Genomic DNA, 23,869 nt, shown 5'->3' on the forward strand with positions numbered 1-23,869 from the left:
TCAGGTTTCAGCTTAATTGCCACGAAAGATCGACAATAAATGCACCAAAAACGTCAGAGCGTCCGCAAAAATCACCGATGTGAAGCCGCTCGCTTTTCCCGCCTTAGTACAAAAGGCGTGACGCCAAAGAAACTTTTGTAGACCGAGGAGAATCCGTTGGGAAAGCCGCAGGCCAGACCAATTTCCCGGACGCTCATCGTGGTGTTCAGCAACAGGTTGTTGGCTCTGGCCAACCGCATCTCGCGGTAAAATCCGTTAGGTGTGGTTCCGAAAAAGGTTTTGAATTTGCGTTCCAGTGACCGGTTCGACAGATGCAGCGAATCGACGATCTGCTGGATCGGCAGAGGGTCCTCGATATTGGCCTGCATCAGCTTGATGCACTGATCCAGCTTGGCGTCACCTGTCGAAGTCATCTTTGTTCCTGAGAAAGGCTGCATCGAGGAAAAGTCGCGGATGTTTTCATGCAGCATGATATCGGCGACCGTCATCTTGGCCGGCCCCGAGATATGGCGCCCGATCACGGCCAGGGCGACATCGGTTGTCGCCTCCATCCCCGCACAGGTCACTACGCCGCCCTGTTCCGTGGCAATTGACATCTTTGCCTCGAACCGTGCGCCGCGTTCGCGCAGGAAGGAGGCGTTTTCCCAATGGGTTGCCATATCAGCGGTACCGTGTTCATCGATATAACGGCTGGCGGCTTCTGCCAGCAAAAAGACCTGAGACCCGCGGAATGTATAACCCGACACGACGCGACCCAGCGAAAGGTCTGGATGATCCGGGTCGGAATTGCCAATCACGAACAGGTAATCTGCCTTTGGATGTGTCGGAACCGTTTCAGTCTGGATCGTCGCGTCACTGCTGCTGTCAATCGGCCCACCCTTCAGAGACCGGTAGGTGAAGGTGAACGGTGGGTGCGGACATACGCGGTTCGCCAGTCGCAACACCTCGACCAGTGACGCAAGTTCCAGCAGCACATAGCCCGGTGCGACGAGGATATCGAAATGACGCCGATCCGGGTCCGTTGAAACTTTGGGGGTCGACCGTGCCCGCATGACCATCTCCTCAGACAATCCGGTGCCCGGCTGCTCGCAACCGGTTGGCAAGTGTTTCGATGTGATCCGGGCCAACTTCGCAGCAGCCGCCGACAATCGTCGCCCCTTGTGCAACCCATGTCATGGCATGATCGGCATATGCCTCGGGCCCGAGGTCCCGACGTTGTTCCAACGCATCTACGGTCGGCGCGTCTCTCAGAAATTCCTGGGAAATCCTGGTGAAGCCGTTGGCATAGGCACCAAAGGGCCGCCCCATCTGTGCAATGATCCTCAGCGCATCTGGTACGACCTCTGGGCGCGTGCAATTGATAAGCACGGCTTCGGGCGCAAAGCGATCCACCAAAGGTGCGACATCGGACAGTGGTTCACCGGAGCGCAGGCGCGTGCCATCGTCATCCATCACTGAAAGCGCCAGCCAGACCGGCTTACCCGCCTGCATTGTGCCACGCAGAGCGCCTTCGGCCTCCTGCACTGACGACACGGTTTCGATCAGAAACAGGTCCACGCGTTCGGTCATCATACGCACGATCTCGGCGAATTTTTCTGCGGCTTCACTGACATCAGGGTTCAGATCCGGGCGGTACGACGCCAGCAACGGGCCAAGTGCCCCGGCGATGCGCCCTCCAGCCGTGCGCGCCCGTTCGGCTTGCGACAGTGCCGTCTCGATCAGATCAATTAGCTGATCTTCCAGCCCCACACGCTCAAGTCGTGACCGGTGAACAGCATAGGTGTTCGTGGTCGCAATCGTTGCCCCGCGGCGGAAATAATCGGCATGAACATCCCCGACCAGATCCGGGTGATCGATCATCACCCGCGTCGACCACAATGGCGTCGACCTGTCACCGCTGCGCCTGACCAGTTCTTGCCCAATTGAGCCATCCAGAAGAGTGATATCTGCCATGTTTCAGCCTCCTCAGGGAACCAGAACGAGATTTCCGGGATGCGCCTTGGATTGAAAATCCTCCTGCGCCATTGCGATATTTTTCAGGGGGTAGGTCCTTGCGATCAGCGGCTTGATCCTGCCCGCGTTTATCAACTCAACAAGCCGTCCGAACACTTCGAAGGTCTGATGGGTGCAGCCGTGAATGGTGATATCGCGCAGATAGATGTCGCGCAGGTCGGTCTGAACCATGGGGCCGGCAATCGCCCCCGAGACGGCATAATGGCCACCCGGCTTCAGGGCCAGGATCAGGCCCGGCCACGCGGGGCCACCCACGACGTCAATCACAACATCGAACATGCCACCCGGCAAAGGCGCGTCGCGGTCGAAGGTTGCAACGGCACCCTGACTTTTCACCTCATCTGCCTTGGCCGGGTTGGTTACACCCCAGACCGTTGCTCCGCGCAGCGCGGCCAGTTGGACGGCGGCAAGACCAACTCCGCCGGATGCCCCCGTGATCAGAACCTTATGCCCACAGGTTACCCCCGCACGGGTCAGCAGGTTCTCTGCCGTGCCGAACGCGCAGGGAATGGCGGCGATTTCCACATCGGACAGCGGTGATGCCGTGACATCGTAAAGATCACTGGCTTCGACCAGACAATACTGCGCGAAAGCACCATCCACTTCCGACCCCAGAGCAATGAATCCAGTCGGGTTGCCCGGCCGCGGACGTGGCAAATTTATCGGGCAGGTCACCCGCTGACCCGACTGGAAGCCGGTTTCAAGTCCGGCAACCTCGACAATTCCGCACAAATCACCGCCCTGAATGCGCGGGAACTGAAGCGCCCCGCCCCAGCCTCCGGCGTCGACTTCCTGAACAACCGCATTGGTCGCCCCGGTCACTTCGGAAGAATACCAACCAACGCGCGTATTGATGTCGGTGTTGTTTACTCCTGCCGCCGCTACGCGAACAAGCACCTGTCCGGGCCCCGGAATAGGAACCGGAATATCCTCGCGCCACTCCAACGCCTCTGGCCCACCATGGCGGGTCAGGTAGACGCCGGACATGCGTTCGGGTGGTGCCATCTCAGGTCGCCTTCAGCTCTGATCGTCCGGATGAGGCGGAACTGGCCCCATCGGAACAATGTCATAGCGGGCATTCAGGTCAGCCATCTTCGCCTCATCCGCAAAGTCAGCCTCGCTCATCGTTGCAAGTTCCGCGAGAAGCCCATCGAAACCCGAAGGCTGAAAGATCATCAGCATCTTTGCCGGCGCCGACTCCGCCACCCGGCACGCATGAGGGACGCCCGCAGGCACATGCATAGTCGTACCTGCCGCGCAACGAAGCCAGTCGCCATCGACGTAGAAGTCCACTTCGCCTGCCAGGAAATAGAAGGTTTCGGCATGGCTGTCATGACGGTGAAGGCCAAGCGCAAAGCTGGCCTTCAGGTTGTCTTCCATGAGCGTATAAGCGCCATTCGTATCCTGACCGGAGACCTTGACGAACGTATGGTCGTTTTCCCAGTCATAGTTGGGACCCTCTCCGGGTCCCAATTTGGAATATCGCGTACTCATGGTGCCCTCATTGCAGCTTATGCCCGCAGCCGCTCGTTCGCGGGATCCCAAAGCGGCTGGTCTTCCTGTACCACAGCGCGACATTTTTCGCCGTAGATTTCGACCTCGAGCTCAGTACCCGGAGCCGCCAGATCAGGGCGGACCATGCCAAGCGCGACAGAGGCATTGATGCGGTAGCCCCATGCGCCAGAGGTGGTTTCGCCTACGATCTGACCATCATGCCAGATGCAGGACATGTAGGGCGCGTCACAATCCCTGGCGTCGACCAGAAGCGTGACGAACTGTTTTTTCGCGCCCTGCTGCTTTTCGTTCAGGATCGCAGCCTTGCCGGGGAAATCCTGCGGCTTGTCCAGTTTGACGAAGCGACCCAACCCACCTTCGAGCAACGAGAAGTCGGTCGACAGATCGCCTTTCCACGCGCGATAACCCTTTTCGATACGCAAGCTGTTCAGCGCGTACATACCGAACGGTTTTGCACCCGCGTCAGTGATTGCGCCATAGATCGCGGGCATGTGCTCGTTCAGGGCATGAACTTCCCAACCCAGCTCTCCGGCGAAGGAGACACGGATCAGATAGGCGGGCTGCCCGGCAACGGTGGCCGACTGGTGAGTCAGCCAACCGGTCGACAAATCCGCATCGGTCAGACCCGACAGGATCTCACGCGATTGCGGACCGGTCACGATCAGCGTGTCGCGAGTGGTGGTCACGTCCTCGACGGTAACACTTGCGGGCATCGCCTTGATCAGAATATCGCGGTCGTGCCACTGGGCGGTAGCGGCGGTGATCATCATGAACTCGTCATCGCCCAGACGGATACAGGACATCTCGGTCAGAATGCGGCCACGATCATCCGAGACATAGATCAGGTTCATACGGCCGACCTTCGGCAACCCACCGGTTGCGAGGCCGCGCAACGCCTCGGCGGCGCCTTCTCCTTTGACCATGAAACGCGAGAAGCCTGGCAAATCCAACACGCCACAATGATCCCGCACGGCCTCGCATTCTTCCTTGATCCGCTGCTCCCACGGGCCGGAGCGGCCCCATGTGTGGGTGCTGTCCTCGCTCACGTCATCGCCCGGCTGCGCGAACCAGTTGGCGCGTTCCCAGCCGTTATAGGCACCCATGACACCGCCCAGTTCCTTGACCTTGGCGTGGACCGGGGACAGTTTCTTGTCGCGCGCCGCAGGCCATTCATGGTGCGGGAAGTGCATGGCGTATTCGTTGCCGTAGACTTCCAGACCTTTCTGGTTGCAGTAGTCCTGATCTGTGTAATCGGTATAGCGGCGCGGATCGACGGCCCACATATCCCATTCTGTGAACCCGTCGACGATCCATTCAGCCAGCACCTTGCCTGCGCCACCACCCTGCGCGATGCCGAAAGTGAAGGTGTGTGCCTCAAAGGCGTTCTTGACGCCCGGCATCGGTCCGATCAGCGGCAGCCCGTCTGGCGCGTAAGGGATCGGGCCGTTGATGACGCGACCGACGCCCGAGGTTGCCATCAGCGGCACCCGCTCCATCGCATCGGTGACGATATCCTCGATCCGGTCAAGATCGTCATTCCACAGCTGGAACGAGAAATCCTCGGGCATCGGGTCATCCTCGGTCATCCAGTGGCCCTTGCAGTTGGGCTCGTACGGGCCGAGGTTGAAGCCGTTCTTTTCCTGCCGCAGGTAATAGGAGATATCCACATCGCGCAGCAGCGGCAGTTTTTTGCCATCGTTTTCTTTGGACCACGCCTCGATTTCGGGAACCTCGTCGGTTAGCAGGTACTGGTGGCTCATGACCATTGCCGGAACGGTTCGACCACCGAAAGGCTTGAACCACTCACCTACACGCTGCGCGTAATACCCGGCAGCGTTCACGACGTATTCACAGGCGATGTCGCCTTTCTCGGTGCTGACCGTCCAGGTGCCGTCGTCGTTCTGAGTCACGCCGGTTGCCGGAGTAAAGCGCAGAATCTTCTGCCCCATATCCCGCGCACCCTTGGCCAACGCTTGTGTCAGCTGTGCCGGATCGATGTCACCGTCGCTCGGGTCAAACAGCACGCCTTCGAGGTCGTGGGTTTCGAGGAACGGGTACTGCTCCTTGGCCTGCTCCGGCGTCCACATCTCCATCTCGATACCCTGATAGCGGCCCATGGCGCAGGCGCGCTCGAACTCCTGCACGCGCTCTTTCGAATGCGCCAGTCGGATCGAGCCGGTCTGGTGATAGTTCATCGGATAGTCGACTTCCTCACCCAGACGCGAGTACAGCTCGGTCGAATACCGCTGCATGTTCATGATCGCCCACGAGGTCGAAAACGTCGGTACATTGCCAGCGGCGTGCCAGGTCGAGCCTGCGGTCAGTTCGTTCTTTTCCAGCAGAACGCAGTCGGTCCAGCCTTTCTTGGCCAGATGGTAGAGTGAGGAGGTCCCCACCACGCCGCCACCGATAATAACCACGCGGGCTTTTGTCGGAAAATCACTCATGTTGTTTGATCCCTATTACTGTGCCTCTTGAGGCAGATCGTCTGTGATGTCGTAGTAATCGCCCTTGTCGGCCACAAAGATGTGCCGGGCGAGGTTCAGTCCGGTGGGCGCGTCCAGCGCGCCCATGGAAATCGAAATCGTGTCCTCATCATTGTGCTGCCAGAAAAGGAACGAACCGCAGGAGCGGCAAAACCCGCGTCGCGCAATGTCCGAGGCACGAAACCAGCTCAGCGTGTCGCTGGCGGTGAAACTCAGGTTGTCCTGATGAGTCGAGGTCGATGCCCAGACATGGCCCGATTGCTTGCGGCATTGGCCGCAATGGCAGGCCGAAGGCGGCGACAGCTCTCCATCTATATTGAACGCAACCGCGCCACAGAGGCAGGTACCGGTGTGCATGTGATTACCCCCTTGCTGTGGACGTGGTGCTGGCCCCCAGCAACACGCCGTAGATGATGAAACAGGTCGCCATCACACGGCGGACCCAGGCGTTGAACACCGCGCCCAGCGCGGCCTTGCCCATCAACGCGCCCAACAGGGTAAACCCGGTGTAGCTGAGCGTGGTGATGACCAAAGCGGTCGGCATGATCACCGACATCTGCTGCCAGATCGGCACGCCCGGCTGCACGAACTGCGAAAAGGCGGCGAGGTATCCGGCAACGCTTTTGGGATTGATCGTGGCAACGGCCAGCGCGTGCAGATAGACATGCCGCGCGGGCCGTTCAGATGCAGGCACGGGCCTGCCGGCGTTCATCCAGCCACGAATGCCCACCCAAATCAGGAATCCGGCACCAATCAGCTTGGCGATGAAGAACCCGGTTGGTGACGCCGCGATCAGTGCGGTTACACCCAGCGCTGACAAGATTAAGAATGCGCTCGCCTGAGTCAGGATCGCCAGAACACTCAGCATGGCCTTGGGAAACGGCAGGCTCATCCCGTTCGAGATACAGTTCACCGCATTTGGTCCCGGCGTGGTGACGAACACCACCCAGAACAGCGCGAATATGGTCCAGGCCTCGAAACTCATCAGTACACCGGCGGCGCGATGACCCAGATGGCCACGGCGGGTTCGTCATACGGGTTCGACCATTGATAAGGCTCGTGCCGGATCCGAAAGCTGTCACCGGGGCCGACGGTGAACTTGCGGCCACCGATAATCAGATCAAGATGACCCGAGATCATGTATCCGACTTCCTGCGTGGAACGGTCTGCAGGTGTCTGCATGCACGAATGCGGCTCGAATGTGGAATGCACCATCTCGAAGTCATCCGTCAGATCGGGTGAGAGCAATTCTTCGATCAAACCTTCCTCACCCGACCCCATTGGGCGGCGCGATCCGGTGCGCACGACATAGCCCTGCTCATCTGCGGGCGCCGCCGAATGGGCAAACAGCATCGACATCGGCACGCCCAGGCACTCGGCAATCTGGCGCAGGTCCGAGATCGAAGGGTCGGACATATCGCGCTCGACCTGGCTGAGCCACCCAACCGACCGGTTCAGCCGTTCTGCAATCTCGGTCAGCGTCAACCCACGTGCCTTGCGCAAGGCACGGATATCCGCCCCGAGTGATGCGCTGTGCGGTGCCTGGCTGTTCACTGGTTGCCCCCGATTGCCGTGAAATTTATCCTCTGTTTTTCACGATGCCCCGAATCGGTGAAAAAACCAAGGATTTTTTCACTTGGGTGTTTCGCTGGGTTTGGCTATCCATCCGCCATGTGGATTGCAGTGATATATCTTTGGACCATCAACGGCCTGACATTGCTGGCTTTTGGATGGGACAAGCTGGGTGCAAGGCGGCGAAAACGCCGGGTTTCTGAGCGGCGTTTGCTGTTGCTTGCGCTGCTGGGCGGCAGCCCCGGCGCGATTTTAGGGCGCTGGATGTTCAGACACAAAACGCGCAAGCGTCGATTTACCCTGTATCTGTTTGCAATCTTTGGTGCTCAGACGGTTCTGGTTTACCTGCTGGTCACAAAAGTCCTTCCCGGCATTTCATGAACGAAATGCCACGCGTGAAATAAATCTAACCAAGTCGAAAACCGCCTGTTACAATTGCATGGTTTCCGTTGCAGGAATTTCTCGCAGATTAGCAAAGGGTTGGATGAAAATGGACAATGGGATTGGTTTCTTCGATATAGTCTGGTCGATCTTCTGGCTGTTCCTGATGGTGGCCTGGTTCTGGGTGATGATATCGGTTGTCGCCGACGTTTTTCGCTCGAAGGACCTGAGCGGTGGCGGCAAGGCGCTGTGGATCGCTTTCGTAATCCTGATTCCCTGGATGGGCGTTCTGGCTTATCTGATTGTGCGCGGGGAAAAAATGCACCAGCACAGTGTCGAGACCATGAATCAGATCGAAAACGCCCAGAAAGAGTATATCCGCTCGGTGGCGAACGTATCGGCGGCAGATGAATTGGAACGACTTGCAGCGCTAAAGGAAAAAGGCGTTCTGACCGACGAGGAATTTGCTGCGCAAAAGGCCAAGATCCTCCAAGCCTGACGGTTGTCGGCATCTTCGGAACAATGAACAAGCTGGGGCAGGCTTAGGTCGCTACAACGCAAGCGCAGAATTGCGATCTGGTTAAAGCCGAATAGCTGCGCCCGAGGCCCAGCTATACAATGTCCCTAAAGTACATTTCAGTGCTTTCAGAAGATTGTTCAGGCAGCAACATAAATCCCGTTTTCTGCAGCACACGGGCAGAGGCGGGATTGTCGTGCTCGACTCCGGCAACAAGGCGAAGAGTTTGATCAAAGCTGCACGCGGCGACAAATCCGTTCAGCAGCTCAGTTGCATAGCCAAAACCCCACGCCGATTCCGCAAACAGATAGCCGATATGGATTGTCAGCGAATCCATTGCATCAGGGCTGCGGGCCAAAATCATCAACCCGATCAACTGATTATCTTGTTGTTGGCGGACAAGCAGTACGTCGCTTTCAGCATGGCGCGCATCTATCCACGCCGTGACACCTTCCAGCTGGCCCTCCAACTGCATGGACGGCGGCAAAGGCTTTAAGACCGCTGGGGTCAACACCTTTGTCAAATCAACTTCCAGCGTACGCCGCAGACGCTGGTCAGCGATTTCGGGGCGCCAATCGCTGACGGAAAGCCGCTGAGTGGCAAAACGGTCTGGTATCATGTCTGCATCCGCACCTTTTCGATAACCCGACCCTAACAAATCTGAGGCAAGCGCGTCAGATCGCAACCCAGCACCGCTTGCGCGTGAACTACGCGCTCGCGAACGTCTTCGACAAAATCGCAGTCAGGTTTTCAGCATCAACCGCCGTAAACGCATCCGGCCGGTCGCTGTCGATGTCGAATACCGCAATGATCTCGCCGGACGCGTTGCTGACCGGCAATACCAGTTCGGATCGCGTGGACGAGGCACAGGCAATATGTCCCGGAAATGCGTCGACATCCGGCACCAGCTGAACCTTACCCGTCCGCGCGGCAGCGCCGCAGACGCCGCGCTCGAAAGGAATCACCAGGCAGCCGTGACCGCCCTGATACGGCCCGATTTTCAACAGGCCCGGTTCGGTGACGCGATAAAAACCTGTCCAGTCAAACCGATCATCCGCGTGATGCACCTCGCAAGCAACCGTCGCCATTAATGCGACCTCATCGGTTTCGCCTTCCGTCAGCGCGGCGATGGTTTTGGCAAGCGTGTCATAGTCGGCGGTCATGGTCATACTCTCTGGCAAAAGTCTGCCCCGGAGTATTTGGAAACGGTTTAAGCGTCAAACACGTTCGATCGCAATTGCTGTGCCTTCGCCACCCCCGATACAGATCGCAGCCACGCCACGTTTGAGGTTCCTCTTTTCCAAGGCATTCAGCAGCGTGACCATGATCCGCGCGCCTGATGCGCCAATCGGATGGCCCAGCGCGCAGGCCCCGCCGTTCACGTTGACCTTGTCGCGCGGCAGGCCCATCTCATGCATGAAGGCCATCGGCACAACGGCGAAGGCTTCGTTGACCTCCCACAAGTCCACATCGTCATTGGACCATCCGATACTGGTCAACAGCTTCTGCGCCGCTGGAACCGGGGCGGTGGTGAAAAGACCGGGAGCCTGCGCGTGGCTGGCATGACCTAATACGCGGGCGCGAACGGTCAAACCTTGCGCCTCGGCCGCCTCGGCAGACGCCAGTACCAGAGCGGCGGCTCCGTCGGAGATCGATGAAGAGTTGGCGGCCGTTACAGTGCCATCCTTTCGAAAGGCCGGTTTCAGCGACGGGATTTTTTCAGGCCGCGCGGATTTCGGTTGTTCGTCTTCGGCAAAGGTAACCTCTCCCTTGCGGGTTCGTGTCACGACCGGGGCAATCTCTCTGTCGAACGCTGCGTTTTCTTGCGCCGAAAGAGCATTGGACAAAGACTGCAGCGCGTATTCGTCCTGCGCTTCTCGCGTGAACTGATAGGCTTCGGCGCAATCCTCGGCGAATGTTCCCATCAGACGACCCTTGTCATAGGCGTCCTCAAGCCCGTCCAGAAACATGTGATCAACCACCTGCCCATGCCCGATCCGCGCACCTCCGCGCATTTTCGGCAGTAGGTAGGGTGCATTTGTCATGCTCTCCATGCCGCCCGCGATCATCGTGTCCGCATGCCCCAGGGCAATCTGATCGAAGGCCATCATCGCTGCCTTCATCCCCGAACCGCACATCTTGTTGAGAGTTGTCGCCGGCACCTCTTCGCCCAACCCCCCCGCAAACCCGGCCTGACGCGCGGGCGCCTGACCCTGGCCCGCAGGCAAAACGCAACCCATCAGAACCTCATCCACTGTTTCAGCTCCGGCGCCCTGCAATGCGGCGCGGATGGCGGTTCCGCCCAATTCGGCTGCGGCCACGCCGTCGAACATCCCTTGAAACCCACCCATAGGGGTGCGCGCGGCGCCGGCGATCACAACTTGCTTCATCTGGATGCTCCTCCTCTTTTCCTGATTGATGGATACCGAATGGTAAGAATTGCCGTCTAGCGTATTTCTACCAGTGAATTTCAGTTTAAAGGACCGTGGCGCATGGCCTTGACCAGCACTACAACCGACGCGACCCAGATTATAACAGTTCATTCCGACCGGATTGATGCCGCAATGGCCATTCAATTCAAAGAAGACATGCGCAGTGAAGCTGACGGCGGGGCCACTCGGGTGGTGCTGGACCTGACGGGGGTCGAATTTATCGATTCGAGTGGTTTGGGTGCAATCGTCGCCTCTATGAAACAGCTTGGCAACGACCGCAGACTGGATCTGGCCGGGTTGCATCCTTTCGTTGAAAAGGTGTTTCGACTGACGCGCATGGACACGGTATTCAAGCTGTACCCGACTTTGGATGACGCCATGTCGGCGACTGCGGAATGACCCCTGGGAACATCTGAATAGGCGCGTCGCCCATGTGTAACGGCAAGTGTTTAGATTTGAGCTTCGCAGCCACCGAGTCCGAGGCCAGTATCGGCATCGCTCAACTCAGCAGGTGCCTGGCGGCACAGGGGCTTCCGGCTCACAAAGCCAGCGATGTGAAGATCGCTTTGGCAGAAGCCATCAACAATGTGGTGGAACACGCCTATGCCGGCGTCACCCCTGCCAAGGTCAAGGTGCGGTGTCGTCTGCACCGGAACTGGCTTGTTATTCTAATCTCTGACACCGGCAATCCGTTGCCGGGTTTTCGCGTTCCGGAAGGGGTTCCCGCGCCGCTGGGATCATCCGTTGACGAGTTGCCCGAAGGCGGGTTTGGCTGGTTTCTGATACATGAGCTTACCAGTGATATCCGCTATGAGCGCAGTGACGGCTGCAACAGGCTGTCCCTGCGTTTCGATTTCCCCGAAATGACCTAGCGGCAAGAAATGGTCACATTAACGCCCAGATCGAACCATTGTCGCGCCCCAAACGAGGGGCATACATTTCCTTGTAGCTCAGATAGCTTCCCTCGGCGCCATATGTCACAGCCCCCACCCAGTGAGCGGCGCCGAGGATCTTCCCATTGATTTGACTGGACAACCTCAGGGCGCGCGATACCTTCTCCGCGTTCGATTGGGAAGGCAAAGCAATGCGGGATTTTCACACAACAGGCCGGTCCGAAGTTCTTGCGACAGAAGGGATGTGCGCAACGTCTCATCCTCTGGCCGCGAAGGTTGCAGTGGATATTCTTTCGCAAGGCGGCAACGCAATGGATGCGGCCATTGCCGGAGCGGTTCTATTGGGCATTTGCGAACCACAAATGACCGGATTGGGCGGCGATTGCTTTGTTTTGTTTAACCGTGCGGGTGAGACCAATATCCGCGCCCTGAATGGCTCGGGCCGCGCGCCTGCTGCTGCCGATACGAGTAAACTACGAGAGCGGGGACTGACGGAAGTTCCTCTGAACACCCCGGATGCGGTGACCGTACCCGGCGCTGTGGATGCGTTTTGCCATTTGGCGGAAACCGAAGGGAAACTGGGGCTGGACGCCATATTGCAACCCGCCATTCACTACGCAGAGACCGGCGTGCCGGTTGCACCAAGGGTAGCATTTGACTGGAAAACAGGGGCTGCAACCCTGCAGGGGGCAGCACGCGCTTTTTACCTGGATAACGACGCGGCGCCAGAAACCGGGCAAGTCTTTCGGGCACCCGGTCAAGCCGAAGTTCTGCGCCAGATCGCCCGGACAGGGCGGGATGCGTTCTATACCGGTGACATCGCCGAGGACATGATCGCAGCTTTGACCCAATTGGGCGGCGCGCATACATCCGAAGATTTTCAAACCACCAGATGCACTGACACCCGGCCCGTCAGCGGTATCTATCAGGGTATCGACCTTGTTGAGCATCCGCCGAACGGACAGGGCGCGACCGCCATATTGCTGCTGAACATCCTCAAGAACTTCGATATTGCACGCATGGATCCTTTCGGGGCCGAACGCATTCACATCGAAGCCGAAGCCTCGAAACTCGCCTATGACGCGCGGAACCGGTTCATTGCCGACCCCGATCATACGACGCACGCTGATCGGTTTCTGGATCAGTCTGTGGCCGATAAATTGGCCGCGTTGATTGACCCGAAACGTGCCATGCCCGCGGCTGCATCGCTGACCGAGGCCATCCACAAGGACACCGTCTATATCACGGTGGTTGACCGCGACAGGATGGCTGTGTCGCTGATCTATTCCATTTTTCACAGCTTCGGGTCAGGAATCGCGTCTGAAAAATACGGAATTCTACTCCAGAACCGCGGGGCCGGCTTTACCCTGCAAGCCGGCCACCCGAACGAGCTTGGCCCCGGCAAGCGCCCCATGCACACGATTATTCCCGGAGTTTTGAAACAGAATGGCCGGGTTCTGATGCCATTTGGAGTAATGGGCGGCGCATTTCAACCGACCGGGCACGCCCGGTTTGTGTCCAACCTGACCGACCATGGCCTTGGCCTGCAGGCCACAATCGATGCACCCCGTGCTTTTGCCGACAATGATGTATTGAAGTTGGAACGCGGTATTTCGCCAGTAGTTTCTCAACAATTATCCGAAATAGGTCACAACGTTCAGATTCCGGAAACACCACTGGGCGGAGCACAGGCGATACGAATCCGTGAGAATGGCGTTTTAGAGGGCGCAAGCGACCCCCGAAAGGACGGATGTGCGCTTGGATACTAAGGAATGAGGTGCCAGTTCGTTAAGTCAGTTCAGATGAAAGTGAAGCGGGTATGCCCCGTTTTCGAAAGGACCAAACATGTCAGGAATATCGGGGTGCTCAACCGGCTCACCGGATTGATCCGCAACCAGATTTTGTTCAGAAACATAAGCTACATAGAAGGATTGGTCGTTTTCTGCCAGCAAATGATAAAACGGCTGATCCTTGATCGGGCGGCTGTCCTCGGGAATGGCCTGATACCATTCTTCCGTGTTTGAAAATTCCGGGTCCACGTCAAAGATCACCCCTCGAAAGGGATGTTTTTTATGGCGGACCACCTGGCCCAGCCGGTACTTGGCGTGTGTCTTCAACATTTTATTGCCCCCAAGGATCTTACTACCTCTTTCCGGGCCGAAATGCCAATCATTGATCTGAAAATCAGGGAAACAGTCTGTGAACCTCTTGCTGACAGTGTTCGAAATCGTGGCTCCGGTCTTTCTGCTTGCGGCGATCGGTTTTACGTGGGTTAAGCTTGGGTTTGAGTACCGGCTGGAGTTTGTGACACGGCTGGCTGTGACCCTTGCGGTCCCCAGTCTGATCTTTGTTGCGCTGATGCAAACCGAAATTCCGGCAGGAGAGCTGACCCGTTTCACGCTGGCTGCGATCACCGGGCATGTCGGGCTTGCCATCGTCTTTGAAGCGTTCGTACGGCTTAAGGGACTGGACCGGAGAACATATCTTTCACCGCTGATTTTCGGCAACACCGGCAATCTGGGCCTGCCGCTGTGTATATTTGCCTTTGGGCAGGCCGGGCTGGGGTTTGCGGTGATTTTTCTAGCCGTAACCGCATTGTTTTCTTTCACTTACGGGATCTATCTGGTCGCCGGGAAAGGTGGGTTCGGCAAGGCGGCACGGGAACCGATGGTCTGGGCCACGTTGTTGGGGGCTCTGTTCCTGTGGCGTGGCTGGGAAACGCCGGTATTTCTGACCAACACACTGGAATTGCTGGGTCAGATGGCCATTCCGATGATGTTGATAACGGTTGGCGTCGCAATCGCCCGCCTGACGCCGCGCAAGATTGGTCAGGCCGTTTGGCTGTCGCTCCTGAAACTCCTCGTGTGCTTTGTTCTGGGCTGGGGTTTCGCACTGTTGTTCGGACTGGATAAAACCGCCTTTGGTGTCATGGTCCTGCAGATGTGCACGCCGGTTGCCGTTACCTCTTATCTGCTGGCCGAACGCTTTGACGCGGATACGGACGCGGTGGCAGGGCTGGTTATGGTCTCGACCGCCTTGGCCGTGGGCGCGTTACCGCTAATTCTAGCTATTGTTCTGTAACGATTGTGATTTCCTCGCGGCTCAATCTGCGCTAGAATAAAGAAAAAAGGCACGAGGCACATGAGCAGAATTCTTATCGTACTCTTCGGGGTGCTGCTTTTGGCATCCTGTGGGGGCGGATCCAAGCAACCGCCCAGCAAATTGAATGACGCGTGCAGCATTGCGCGCGAACGGCCCGATTACATGAAGGCGTTCAAAAGCACTGAGCGTAAGTGGGGCGTACCAATCCATGTTCAGATGGCAACGATCTATCAGGAAAGCCGCTACAAGCACGATGCACGGACCCCGCACAAATACGTATTGGGCGTAATCCCGATGGGCCGGCAGAGCAGCGCCTATGGTTTCAGCCAGGCGTTGGATGGAACTTGGGATCAGTACCAAAAGGAAACCGGTAAACGCCGCGCCAAGCGCGACCGTATCCGCGACGCGTCGGATTTCATTGGCTGGTACATGAACAAAAGCTATGAGCGGAACGGCATTCACCCGAGCGACACGCGCAACCAGTATCTGGCCTACCACGAAGGCCATACCGGCTATGCCCGCGGCAGCCATTACGGCAAGACCTGGCTGCTGAATGTCGCTAACGACGTGGATGCGCGCGCTAAGCTGTATCAGGCGCAACTGTCCGGTTGCCGCTACTGAACGATCCGCGGGTCAGCGATTGCCTGACCCGCTTCTTTTCGATTTCGAAAACAGATCGTTACTGAGGTTTCCACCTTTGTTCAGCTGACCCAGCAGCACGGTTGTCTGATTGCCTGCGTTGTCGTGAATGACCCATTTGCGCAGCTCGATCGGATCTCCGGTGAACATCAGCTCGATCCGCCCAGAGTCGGGGTTCTTCGGATCCTGAGCCGTAACGACCGTGGCGGTACCATCGAAATCATGGCCGACCACCATATTCGCCTGCTCCAGATTGACGTTCCGCGCCAGCACCAGTGACAGCGGCGTGCGCTTCAGCGGGTACTGCTCGGGCGGTTGATTGGATTTCGGATCGAATATCTGAACGGTTCCGGCCCGCGCCAGAACAACGGCGCTGTTGGGCGGATCATATTCGAACCGCATCTTTCCGGGCCGCTCCATCCACAACTTACCGGTGCTGAGCGAGCCGTCATCATTGACCTGCGTGAACGTGGTCTCAACGGTCTTGAGACCATTCAGATAGTTGGAGATTTGCGACAGCGGCAGCTTATCAGCGGCCCAGGCCGCAGGCGCGGCCAGTGTCAAAGCAAGGGCAAAAGCAATCTGTTTCATGAGGAACCAGATAAGCGCTTTGCCCTTGTTATTAAATATCCTACTGCTCGGGGACGAGGATTTCCCGCTTACCGACGTGATTTGCCGCCGAAACAACGCCTTCGTCCTCCATTTGCTCAACAAGCCGCGCAGCCTTGTTGTAACCAATGGCGAGTTTCCGCTGAATGTACGAGGTTGAGCATTTGCGATCCTTGATCACAATCGCCACCGCCTGATCGTAAAGAGCGTCTTCTCCGTTGGTATTGCCACCGGTGTTCAGACCCAGAACGGCATCGATATTGTCGGCTTTGTCCTCGGCCGGGCCGTCCAATACAGTGCTCACGTAGTCCGGCGGACCGAACTGTTTCAGATGGTTGACGATTTCTTCGACCTCTTCGTCTGAGACAAACGGGCCATGGCAACGGGTGATCTTGGCGCCACCGGCCATATAGAGCATGTCGCCCTGCCCCAGCAGTTGCTCGGCGCCCATCTCGCCCAGAATCGTGCGGCTGTCGACTTTTGACGTCACCTGGAACGAAATCCGGGTCGGGAAGTTCGCTTTGATCGTACCGGTGATCACGTCAACCGAAGGTCGCTGCGTCGCCATGATCAGGTGGATTCCCGAGGCCCGCGCCATCTGGGCCAGACGCTGAATGCAGGCTTCGATCTCTTTGCCCGCAACCATCATCAGGTCGGCCATTTCATCGACGATCACGACGATATAGGGCATCGCTTCGGGCGCGAATTCTTCGGTCTCGAACATAGGTTCACCGGTTTCATCGTCAAATCCGGTCTGCACCGTGCGGCTGAACATCTCGCCCTTGGCCAAAGCGTCCTTTACGCGGCCGTTGTAGCCGGCGATGTTGCGGACGCCCATTTTGGACATTTTGCGGTAACGATCCTCCATCTCGCCCACGACCCATTTCAGGGCGACAACCGCCTTTTTCGGGTCGGTCACAACGGGCGACAACAGATGCGGGATGCCGTCATAAACAGACAGTTCCAGCATCTTGGGATCGATCATGATCAGGCGGCACTCATCCGGCGTCAGCTTGTACAGCAGCGAAAGGATCATGGTGTTGATCGCCACCGACTTACCGGAACCGGTGGTCCCCGCGATCAGCAAGTGAGGCATCTTGGCAAGGTTCGCCACGACGGATTCACCACCGATATCCTTGCCCAAGGCCAAAGGCAGCGCATGGTTGCCATCCCCAAAGTCGCGGCTGGCGAGAATCTCGCGCAGCACCACCATCTCGCGGTTTTCATTTGGCAATTCGATCCCGATCACCGAACGGCCCGGCAGGGTCGAAACCCGCGCCGACAGAGCCGACATTGACCGCGCGATATCGTCCGCCAGACCGATCACGCGGCTGGCTTTCAGGCCCGGGGCCGGTTCCAGTTCGTACATTGTGACGACCGGGCCGGGGCGCACACTGACGATCTCACCCTTGACGCCATAGTCATCCAGCACGTTTTCGAGCATCCGCGCGTTTTCCTCCAGCGCCTCATCGCTGAGGTGATGACGCTGAATGCTGGCCGGGTTGGACAGAAGACCAAGCGGCGGCAGTTCGAAATCCGAGTGCCTTTCCTCGAATGACAGCGCAGGCTGCGCCTCGGCCTGCGCCCGGCGCGAGGGCGGCGGGGTACGGCGTACAGGCTGCGCTACTACTGGTTTGCGCGGCTCAGCGACCGGGATTTTCATCGCGGGGCGCTGTTGCGGTGCTGGTTCGGGAACAGGTGCGTCCTCGAACACCGCCTCATCCACGTAATCGGACTCGGGCGCAAAATCCTGATGCAGCGGTTCCTGCCATTCGGGCGCAGGTTCCCCTGTCAGCATAGGCTCGGGCGGCAATCCGGTCGCAGTCATCGGTGGTTCGGGCGGCAGATCTCCGGCGGGGCCGGAGTTCAGGATCAGCGGGTCGGGTCCCCGACCTCGCCCCTTGGTCAGAGGCAGGTTCGGATCATGCTCAGGCGTCACCTCGCCTGTTGCCACCTTGCGGTTGCGCACGGCGGCGGAAATCTTGGAACGGATACGGTCCTCTCCCGGCATCTCGTCAAACCCGGCCACAGGCTCCCGATCGATCAGTTCGGGCTCGGGCATCGGATCCGGGCGGCGGATCAGGCTGGGCATCCGCGCCAGCAGACCGGGTTTTGCAGGCTCGGGCTCATCGAAATCAGGATCTTCGAAAACCGGGTCCGCATAGGCCAAATCGTCATCGAACACGGCCTCGGAAGCCTCAGCGCGTGCGGCCTTGCGCTCGTCCCACTGCGAGCGGCGTTCGCGCGCAGCTTGCGCTGTGGCGGCGGCGCCGCGGCCCAGCTGGTTCATCAGGATATCGTAAGACATGACGAGACCCAGCAGGAAAGCGCGGAACCCTTTACGAACGTCCCCTTTCGTAAAGCCCAGGACGAACACACCCAGCGCCAGCATCCCGGTGGCCATGGCCAGAGACATCAGCTTGACCATGAAATGCGAGGAAATCGGCAGCAGCGTCAGCAATGCGCCCATCACCGTATCGCCAAACAATCCGCCCAGACCAAAGCTATGGGTGGTACGCCACGCCTCACCCGGTACCAGTGTGGCCGCGTAGACAGAAACAACAGCAATCCAGATCGGCGCAAAGATCAGGCGACCAACCGCGCGTTCTTCGCCAAAATGCCCGGCGAAACGTACACCCCAGCCGATCAGCACCAGCGCGATGCTCCAGCTACCCCACCCGACGATCATGAACAGCGGCGCCGCGATCGAGGCACCGGTCCGACCCATCCAGTTCTGTACCGGCGCGTCCGTCGAGACCATCCAGTTCGGATCATCCGGCGTGTAGGACCAGATCATCGTGGCGGCTGCCAGACCCAGCAGGATCAGGGCGATCCCGATCAGTTCCTTGCTGCGCCGTTCGATGGCGGCCTGAGTCGTGCTGTCCAGCAATGGATCGCGGTTGCGCGCGTTATATGATGCCATTTTGCCCTCGTACCTCACGAATAGATGCAGTCGCGGAGTGTGATCAGACCGCGCTTCATCTCAGTTTTTGGGGCCACCATCGCAACCCGGATAAATTGTTCGCCCGGGTTTTGCCCCGGATCACCTTGTGAAAGATATGCGCCCGGCAGGACCCGAACCCCGGTCTCCTGCCACAGCTTCAATGCGGTTTCTTCGCCGTCTTCGACCGGCAGCCACAGGAAAAACCCGGCCTCGGGCGGCATATAGCCCTGAACGCCGGCAAATACCTCATCGGCAATCGTGTATTTTTCCTGATAGAGTGCGCGGTTCTCGGCAACATGAACCTCGTCCACCCAGACCTTTGCCGCGGCCGCCTGTAACGGCGCGGGCAAAGGCGCACCCGCATAGCTGCGCAATAGCTTGACCCGTTTGATCGTCTCTGGCCCGCCAGCAATCAGACCCGAGCGCAGACCGGCCAGATTCGATCGCTTCGACAGCGAGTTGAACAGCGTGATCCGTTCGGGATCGGCCCCCAGTTCCTGCGCAACGGTCAATACGCCGGCCGGCGCCTCGTCGCGGTAAATCTCGGAATAGCACTCATCGGCAAAGATACGGAAATCGTACTTTTCGGCCAGCTGGATCAACTCGGCCCAGTAATCGCGCGACGCAACGGCCCCCTGCGGATTGGCGGGCGAGCAGATGTAGGCCACGGCAGTACGGTTCAGCACGTCCTCGGGCAGACCGGCATAATCGGGCAGATGGCCTGTGGCGGCGGTTGCAGGCACAAAAACCGGCTCGGCCCCAACCGAAATCGAGGCAACCATATAGACCTGATAGAACGGGTTCGGGCACAGGATAACCGGCTTCTGGCCGTTTTTCTGCTCCGGGCACAGCGCCATAGCGGCGTTGTACAGGCCCTCACGCGTGCCGTTCAGCGCCATTACGTTGATTTCCGGGTCCATCGTCACGCCGTAGCGACGCGCAATCCAGTCAGTAATCGCACCACGCAGCTCAGGCGTGCCCTCGTTCTGCGGATAGCCCTGAAACCCGGCGGCGTTTTCCATGATCACATCAGTTACCCAGGCAGGAAAATCATGCTTTGGCTCGCCAATGGTCATGTGAATCACGTCTCCGCCCGGCTGATGGTGGTCCAGCAGGGCGCGCAGACGCGGGAATGCATAAGCCGGTAGGTTCGAAAACCGCTCGGGGAATTTCATAATAGCTGCCTCAATATCGGGGTCATTTTCGCCCCGTTTTTTTGGCAGAATATCGTCGGCACCGACTTACGTCCAGACAAAGAGGTGCCGAATCAGGGGATTGTGGCATTCAGGCCAACGCAGCCTCGGCCGCTGATCCAAGCCGCAACAGGGCCTCTTCCGAGCCCGGATACCCCATCATCATCAACCCGCAGCCGGGCGTTTCGGTGGGCAATGTGAGCGCGGCCAGCCCCATCAGGTTGCCGATTCGCGTATTGCGCAACGCCAGCAGGTTTTCGGTCACGTAATAGTCGTGGTCGTTCATCAGCCGGTCCAGATTCGGCGGCATAATGGGGGCCGTCGGCGCGAGAACGGCATCGAATCCGGCGGTGGCTGCATCCCACGCACCCCGACACGTCTTCAGCTTGGACCAGGCGGCGATGTAGTCGGGGCCGGAGTTGTTTTTGCCCGCACGGAACCGTTCGAGAATCTCGGGATACATGGCTTCCGGATTTGCCTCGATCACATCGCGCCACAGGCCATACGCTTCGGTTGTATAAAGAAGGCCGGACAGGCCCATCGCATCGTTCAGTTCGGGCACTTCGAGAGGGACGATCTCGGCCCCGGCTTCGCGCAGCCGGTCCAGCGCGTCGTCGAAGGCTTTGCGGGGAACGTCCCGCAGATCGTCTTTGGCCACGTTCTGAAGATCGGCGAACCGCCGACCCTTAAGGCTCGCACCACGCAGATCGGCCGGCGTGCCCCCTTCCAGCAACGCCAGCATATGGGCGGCATCTTCAACCGACCGGGTCAAAGGGCCAACCGTATCAAACCGCAGGCACAATGGCACGGTGCCCTCAAGGCTGACGCGGCCAGCTGTGGTTTTCAATCCAACCAGATTGTTCCAGGCCGCCGGAATGCGCACCGATCCTCCCGTGTCCGATCCGACCCCGCACGCCGCCAGGCCCCACGCCACCGACGCTCCAGCGCCCGAGGATGACCCGCCGGGCACTGCCTCTTCATCGTCGATGCAAGGCGGCGTTCCGGTAATCGGGTTCAGGCCCAGCCCGGAGAAGGCCAGTTCACTCATGTGCGTTTTACCCAGGCACACGGTTCCCATTGCGGTGGCGTTGCGCACCACGACTGCGTCGGCCTCGGGTACACGGCCTTTCAACAGGGCCGATCCGGCCTCGGTTGCGGTACCGGCCGTATCGAACAGGTCCTTCCAGCTGATCGGCACGCCGTCCAGCAGCGACCGGCGCAGGCCCAGTTTGGCCCGCTCTTGCGCGGCCTCGGCCTCGGCGCGGGCTCGGTCGTGGGTAACGTGGGCATAGATTCGGTCCAGGTGGGGGTGCGCGTCGATGGCGGAAAGGTAAGTTTCAGTCAACTCAACCGGATCGATCCGCCCCATGCCGATGCCCCGACCCAGATCACATGCCGTCATGGTCAGCCAATCCTGCATCCCTGCCCCCTTCTGGAAAATTGTGCTGTGTTGGACGGTAGCGACAGGTCCGCGCATGGACAATCCCGAATAGCCGCGCATATTGCGGGTCATGGAACAGAAGTCCGATATCCTGATCGTTGGCGGCGGCCTGAACGGCCCGGCCCTGGCCTTGGCCCTTGCCCAGACAGGGCATTCCGTCACCGTGATCGACGCACTGGCCGAGAAAGTGCGCAAAAACGCTGCCTTCGACGGGCGTGCCTATGCGCTGGCACTGGCCTCGCAACGTTTGCTGGATGCGATCGGGGTCTGGACCCGCGTGGCTGAGCACGCCCAGCCAATGCTGGAAATCAAGGTCACCGATGGGCACGCAGGCGCAGGTCCGTCACCGTTTTTCATGCATTTTGACCACGCCGAGATCGAAGAAGGTCCGATGGGCTATATGGTCGAAGACCGCCATCTGCGCCGTGCCTTTCTGGATTCGATGGCCGAGGAAAACCGCATCACACAGGTCAGCGGCAAGACCGTTGTCGCGCAGGAGGCTGACGCGGCCGGTGTGACCCTGACACTGAACGATGGCTCCACCCTGACAGGCGACCTGTTGGTCGGCTGCGACGGGCGCCGTAGCGGCACCGCCGCCCGTGCGGGTATCAAACGGTCTGGCTGGGATTACGGGCAAACCGCTCTGGTTTGCGCAATCGAGCATGACCTGCCCCATCACGGTGTCGCACATCAGTTCTTCATGCCGCCCGGCCCTCTGGCGATTCTGCCCCTGACCGGGAATCGCAGCTCGATCGTCTGGAGCGAGCGGACCGAGATGGCGCACCGCATCAATGCCCTGCCCGAAGCAGACTATCTGCAGGTGCTTCGCCCCCGGTTCGGCGATTTTCTGGGCGATATCCGCCTGCAGGGTGACCGTTTCACCTATCCGCTGAACCTGACCATCGCCAATTCCTTCATCGGCGATCGAATGGCCTTGGTCGGGGACGCCGCGCACGGCATGCACCCCATCGCAGGGCAGGGCCTGAACGCGGGCCTGCGGGACGTCGGCGCGCTAGCCGAGGTTTTGACGCTTGCAGGACGGCGCGGCGAAGATATCGCTTCAATATTGGTTCTGGAACGCTATCAGGAATGGCGGAGGTTCGACACAGCGGCGCTGGCAATGGCGACGGATGTGTTCAACAAGCTGTTTTCCAACGACAATCCTCTGCTGCGGATCGGGCGTGACATCGGAATGGGAATCGTCGGCTCACTGCCAGGTCTGCGGCGAGGGTTCGTACGTGAGGCCGCCGGCCTGACCGGAGACCTGCCGAAACTGCTGCAAGGCCGCGCGATTTAATCCAGTTCGCGCGCCTCATCCACCAGCATCACCGGGATGCCGTTGCGGATCGGAAAAGCCAGGTTTGCGGCCTTGGACACCAGTTCCTGCTTTTCAGCATCATAATGCAGCGTGGTATGCGTCTGCGGGCAAATCAGCGCCTCAAGCATGTGACGGTCAAAGGTGTGTTCAGGGTCGCTCATTGCAGTTTTTCCTCATTCGATCCGCCGCGCATGGCGAATTCAATCAATGTCACCAATGTCTCGCGCCTTGTGCGCAGACACGGTGCCTCCAGCAGGGCCTGTTTTTCCTCGGGGTCGAAATCAAGCAGCATCGACAGCGAGTTCAGAAGCAACTCATCATCCGCATCCTTCAGCGTGTCCCAATCAGTGGATAATTGGCGCGAGGAAAAGAACCGTTCCAGCAAATGCAGGAAATCGTCCCGATCGAAACCGTCATCATGTTCCGCCTTGCCCAGATCGCGGTCAAAGCCATCCCACGTAACCGAACAGCGGCGATAAGGGGTAAAGGCGTCCAGTTCCGATTTGATGCGGAACCGGGAAATCCCGGTCAGCGTAATCAGGTAGCGGCCATCTTCTGTCTCAGAAAACTGCGTGACACGTCCCGCGCAGCCGATCTGGTGCAGCTTGTCCTCATCGCTTTGGCAGGGGTTGGGCTGGACCATGCCAATCAACCGTTCCCGTGTTTTCAGGGCGTCGTCCAGCATCTGCAGATATCGCGGCTCGAAAATATGCAGCGGCAGGCGTGAACGGGGCAACAACAGCGCCCCGGGCAATGGAAAAACGGATACCGTTTCCGGCAGGTCAGCGGGATGCATCATGTATCCGAGTGTAGC

The 23,869-nt window shown here is 58.8% G+C and carries 26 protein-coding genes; 8 read left to right on the top strand and 18 right to left on the bottom strand.

Going from position 1 to position 23,869, the window contains the following annotated elements:
* Nucleotides 1–71: 71 nt before the first annotated feature.
* The 8 genes from GOX66_RS14130 to GOX66_RS14165 are packed head-to-tail and all read right to left on the bottom strand — an operon-like array spanning nucleotide 72 to nucleotide 7,568.
* On the bottom strand, nucleotides 72–1,052 hold the full coding sequence (locus GOX66_RS14130; RefSeq protein WP_170763383.1) for a GlxA family transcriptional regulator: 981 nt from the start codon (nucleotides 1,050–1,052) through the stop codon (nucleotides 72–74).
* A gap of 10 nt (nucleotides 1,053–1,062) precedes the next feature.
* Nucleotides 1,063–1,953, bottom strand: a complete 891-nt coding sequence (locus tag GOX66_RS14135; RefSeq protein ID WP_170763384.1) for a homocysteine S-methyltransferase family protein — start codon at nucleotides 1,951–1,953, stop codon at nucleotides 1,063–1,065.
* Between the two features lie 12 nt (nucleotides 1,954–1,965).
* A complete protein-coding gene (locus GOX66_RS14140; protein WP_170763385.1) occupies nucleotides 1,966–3,018 on the bottom strand; it encodes an alcohol dehydrogenase family protein in 1,053 nt (350 codons plus the stop codon).
* A 12-nt stretch (nucleotides 3,019–3,030) separates the two neighbouring features.
* A complete protein-coding gene (locus GOX66_RS14145) occupies nucleotides 3,031–3,507 on the bottom strand; it encodes a cupin domain-containing protein (RefSeq protein WP_170763386.1) in 477 nt (158 codons plus the stop codon).
* 17 nt (nucleotides 3,508–3,524) lie between these two features.
* Nucleotides 3,525–5,975 (bottom strand): GcvT family protein, encoded by a 2,451-nt coding sequence (locus GOX66_RS14150; protein ID WP_170763387.1) that lies wholly within the window; start codon nucleotides 5,973–5,975, stop codon nucleotides 3,525–3,527.
* Between the two features lie 15 nt (nucleotides 5,976–5,990).
* Nucleotides 5,991–6,371 carry a GFA family protein gene (locus tag GOX66_RS14155; protein WP_170763388.1) on the bottom strand — a complete coding sequence of 127 codons (381 nt, stop codon included), beginning with the start codon at nucleotides 6,369–6,371 and terminating at the stop codon, nucleotides 5,991–5,993.
* Nucleotides 6,372–6,375: 4 nt separating this feature from the next.
* Nucleotides 6,376–6,999: a LysE family translocator gene (locus GOX66_RS14160; protein ID WP_170763389.1), complete on the bottom strand. Its 624-nt coding sequence runs from the start codon at nucleotides 6,997–6,999 to the stop codon at nucleotides 6,376–6,378.
* Nucleotides 6,999–7,568 carry a helix-turn-helix domain-containing protein gene (locus tag GOX66_RS14165; RefSeq protein WP_170763390.1) on the bottom strand — a complete coding sequence of 190 codons (570 nt, stop codon included), beginning with the start codon at nucleotides 7,566–7,568 and terminating at the stop codon, nucleotides 6,999–7,001. The genes GOX66_RS14160 and GOX66_RS14165 overlap by 1 nt, the downstream gene beginning before the upstream one ends.
* Before the next feature lie 129 nt (nucleotides 7,569–7,697).
* Between GOX66_RS14165 and GOX66_RS14170 the strand changes: the two genes are divergently transcribed.
* The gene (locus GOX66_RS14170; RefSeq protein ID WP_336509481.1) at nucleotides 7,698–7,967 is read left to right on the top strand and encodes a DUF1294 domain-containing protein; all 270 of its coding nucleotides are present in this window, start codon (nucleotides 7,698–7,700) and stop codon (nucleotides 7,965–7,967) included.
* Nucleotides 7,968–8,070: 103 nt separating this feature from the next.
* Nucleotides 8,071–8,466: an SHOCT domain-containing protein gene (locus tag GOX66_RS14175; protein ID WP_170763392.1), complete on the top strand. Its 396-nt coding sequence runs from the start codon at nucleotides 8,071–8,073 to the stop codon at nucleotides 8,464–8,466.
* 112 nt (nucleotides 8,467–8,578) lie between these two features.
* On the opposite strand, the gene GOX66_RS14180 is transcribed toward GOX66_RS14175, so the two are convergent.
* The 3 genes from GOX66_RS14180 to GOX66_RS14190 all read right to left on the bottom strand — a co-directional run bounded on the left by GOX66_RS14180 (nucleotide 8,579) and on the right by GOX66_RS14190 (nucleotide 10,874).
* Nucleotides 8,579–9,103, bottom strand: coding sequence for a GNAT family N-acetyltransferase (locus GOX66_RS14180; RefSeq protein WP_170763393.1), 525 nt, complete (start codon nucleotides 9,101–9,103; stop codon nucleotides 8,579–8,581).
* Between the two features lie 88 nt (nucleotides 9,104–9,191).
* Nucleotides 9,192–9,647, bottom strand: coding sequence for a GAF domain-containing protein (locus tag GOX66_RS14185; RefSeq protein WP_170763394.1), 456 nt, complete (start codon nucleotides 9,645–9,647; stop codon nucleotides 9,192–9,194).
* A 54-nt stretch (nucleotides 9,648–9,701) separates the two neighbouring features.
* Nucleotides 9,702–10,874, bottom strand: a complete 1,173-nt coding sequence (locus GOX66_RS14190; RefSeq protein ID WP_170763395.1) for a thiolase family protein — start codon at nucleotides 10,872–10,874, stop codon at nucleotides 9,702–9,704.
* Between the two features lie 102 nt (nucleotides 10,875–10,976).
* Here GOX66_RS14190 and GOX66_RS14195 point away from each other — a divergent pair, with 102 nt between their 5' ends.
* The 3 genes from GOX66_RS14195 to GOX66_RS14205 all read left to right on the top strand — a co-directional run bounded on the left by GOX66_RS14195 (nucleotide 10,977) and on the right by GOX66_RS14205 (nucleotide 13,578).
* Nucleotides 10,977–11,315 carry an STAS domain-containing protein gene (locus GOX66_RS14195; RefSeq protein ID WP_170763396.1) on the top strand — a complete coding sequence of 113 codons (339 nt, stop codon included), beginning with the start codon at nucleotides 10,977–10,979 and terminating at the stop codon, nucleotides 11,313–11,315.
* 56 nt (nucleotides 11,316–11,371) lie between these two features.
* Complete coding sequence (locus GOX66_RS14200; protein ID WP_237212613.1) at nucleotides 11,372–11,788, top strand: ATP-binding protein; 417 nt, start codon at nucleotides 11,372–11,374, stop codon at nucleotides 11,786–11,788.
* A gap of 212 nt (nucleotides 11,789–12,000) precedes the next feature.
* The gene (locus GOX66_RS14205) at nucleotides 12,001–13,578 is read left to right on the top strand and encodes a gamma-glutamyltransferase family protein (protein WP_170763398.1); all 1,578 of its coding nucleotides are present in this window, start codon (nucleotides 12,001–12,003) and stop codon (nucleotides 13,576–13,578) included.
* Nucleotides 13,579–13,602: 24 nt separating this feature from the next.
* On the opposite strand, the gene hspQ is transcribed toward GOX66_RS14205, so the two are convergent.
* A complete protein-coding gene (hspQ, locus tag GOX66_RS14210; protein ID WP_170743172.1) occupies nucleotides 13,603–13,929 on the bottom strand; it encodes a heat shock protein HspQ in 327 nt (108 codons plus the stop codon).
* A 79-nt stretch (nucleotides 13,930–14,008) separates the two neighbouring features.
* Between hspQ and GOX66_RS14215 the strand changes: the two genes are divergently transcribed.
* Nucleotides 14,009–14,890, top strand: a complete 882-nt coding sequence (locus GOX66_RS14215; protein WP_170763399.1) for an AEC family transporter — start codon at nucleotides 14,009–14,011, stop codon at nucleotides 14,888–14,890.
* Nucleotides 14,891–14,950: 60 nt separating this feature from the next.
* Nucleotides 14,951–15,532, top strand: a complete 582-nt coding sequence (locus GOX66_RS14220; protein ID WP_170743170.1) for a transglycosylase SLT domain-containing protein — start codon at nucleotides 14,951–14,953, stop codon at nucleotides 15,530–15,532.
* 12 nt (nucleotides 15,533–15,544) lie between these two features.
* On the opposite strand, the gene GOX66_RS14225 is transcribed toward GOX66_RS14220, so the two are convergent.
* The 4 genes from GOX66_RS14225 to GOX66_RS14240 form a co-directional block, all read right to left on the bottom strand.
* Nucleotides 15,545–16,141 carry a LolA family protein gene (locus GOX66_RS14225; protein WP_170763400.1) on the bottom strand — a complete coding sequence of 199 codons (597 nt, stop codon included), beginning with the start codon at nucleotides 16,139–16,141 and terminating at the stop codon, nucleotides 15,545–15,547.
* 40 nt (nucleotides 16,142–16,181) lie between these two features.
* Complete coding sequence (locus tag GOX66_RS14230) at nucleotides 16,182–19,082, bottom strand: DNA translocase FtsK (RefSeq protein WP_170763401.1); 2,901 nt, start codon at nucleotides 19,080–19,082, stop codon at nucleotides 16,182–16,184.
* 14 nt (nucleotides 19,083–19,096) lie between these two features.
* Nucleotides 19,097–20,278 carry an aminotransferase class I/II-fold pyridoxal phosphate-dependent enzyme gene (locus GOX66_RS14235; RefSeq protein WP_170763402.1) on the bottom strand — a complete coding sequence of 394 codons (1,182 nt, stop codon included), beginning with the start codon at nucleotides 20,276–20,278 and terminating at the stop codon, nucleotides 19,097–19,099.
* A 109-nt stretch (nucleotides 20,279–20,387) separates the two neighbouring features.
* Entirely contained in the window at nucleotides 20,388–21,716 is a 1,329-nt protein-coding gene (locus GOX66_RS14240) for an amidase (protein WP_170763486.1), read from the bottom strand.
* 91 nt (nucleotides 21,717–21,807) lie between these two features.
* Between GOX66_RS14240 and GOX66_RS14245 the strand changes: the two genes are divergently transcribed.
* On the top strand, nucleotides 21,808–23,034 hold the full coding sequence (locus GOX66_RS14245) for an FAD-dependent monooxygenase (protein ID WP_170763403.1): 1,227 nt from the start codon (nucleotides 21,808–21,810) through the stop codon (nucleotides 23,032–23,034).
* On the opposite strand, the gene GOX66_RS14250 is transcribed toward GOX66_RS14245, so the two are convergent.
* Nucleotides 23,031–23,216: a Trm112 family protein gene (locus GOX66_RS14250; RefSeq protein WP_170763404.1), complete on the bottom strand. Its 186-nt coding sequence runs from the start codon at nucleotides 23,214–23,216 to the stop codon at nucleotides 23,031–23,033. The two genes, GOX66_RS14245 and GOX66_RS14250, sit on opposite strands and share 4 nt — an antisense overlap.
* Complete coding sequence (locus GOX66_RS14255; protein WP_170763405.1) at nucleotides 23,213–23,854, bottom strand: LON peptidase substrate-binding domain-containing protein; 642 nt, start codon at nucleotides 23,852–23,854, stop codon at nucleotides 23,213–23,215. Before GOX66_RS14255 ends, GOX66_RS14250 begins: the two co-directional genes overlap by 4 nt.
* Nucleotides 23,855–23,869: the final 15 nt, after the last annotated feature.

Source organism: Ruegeria lacuscaerulensis (assembly GCF_013031245.1).
Lineage (GTDB): Bacteria > Pseudomonadota > Alphaproteobacteria > Rhodobacterales > Rhodobacteraceae > Ruegeria > Ruegeria lacuscaerulensis_C.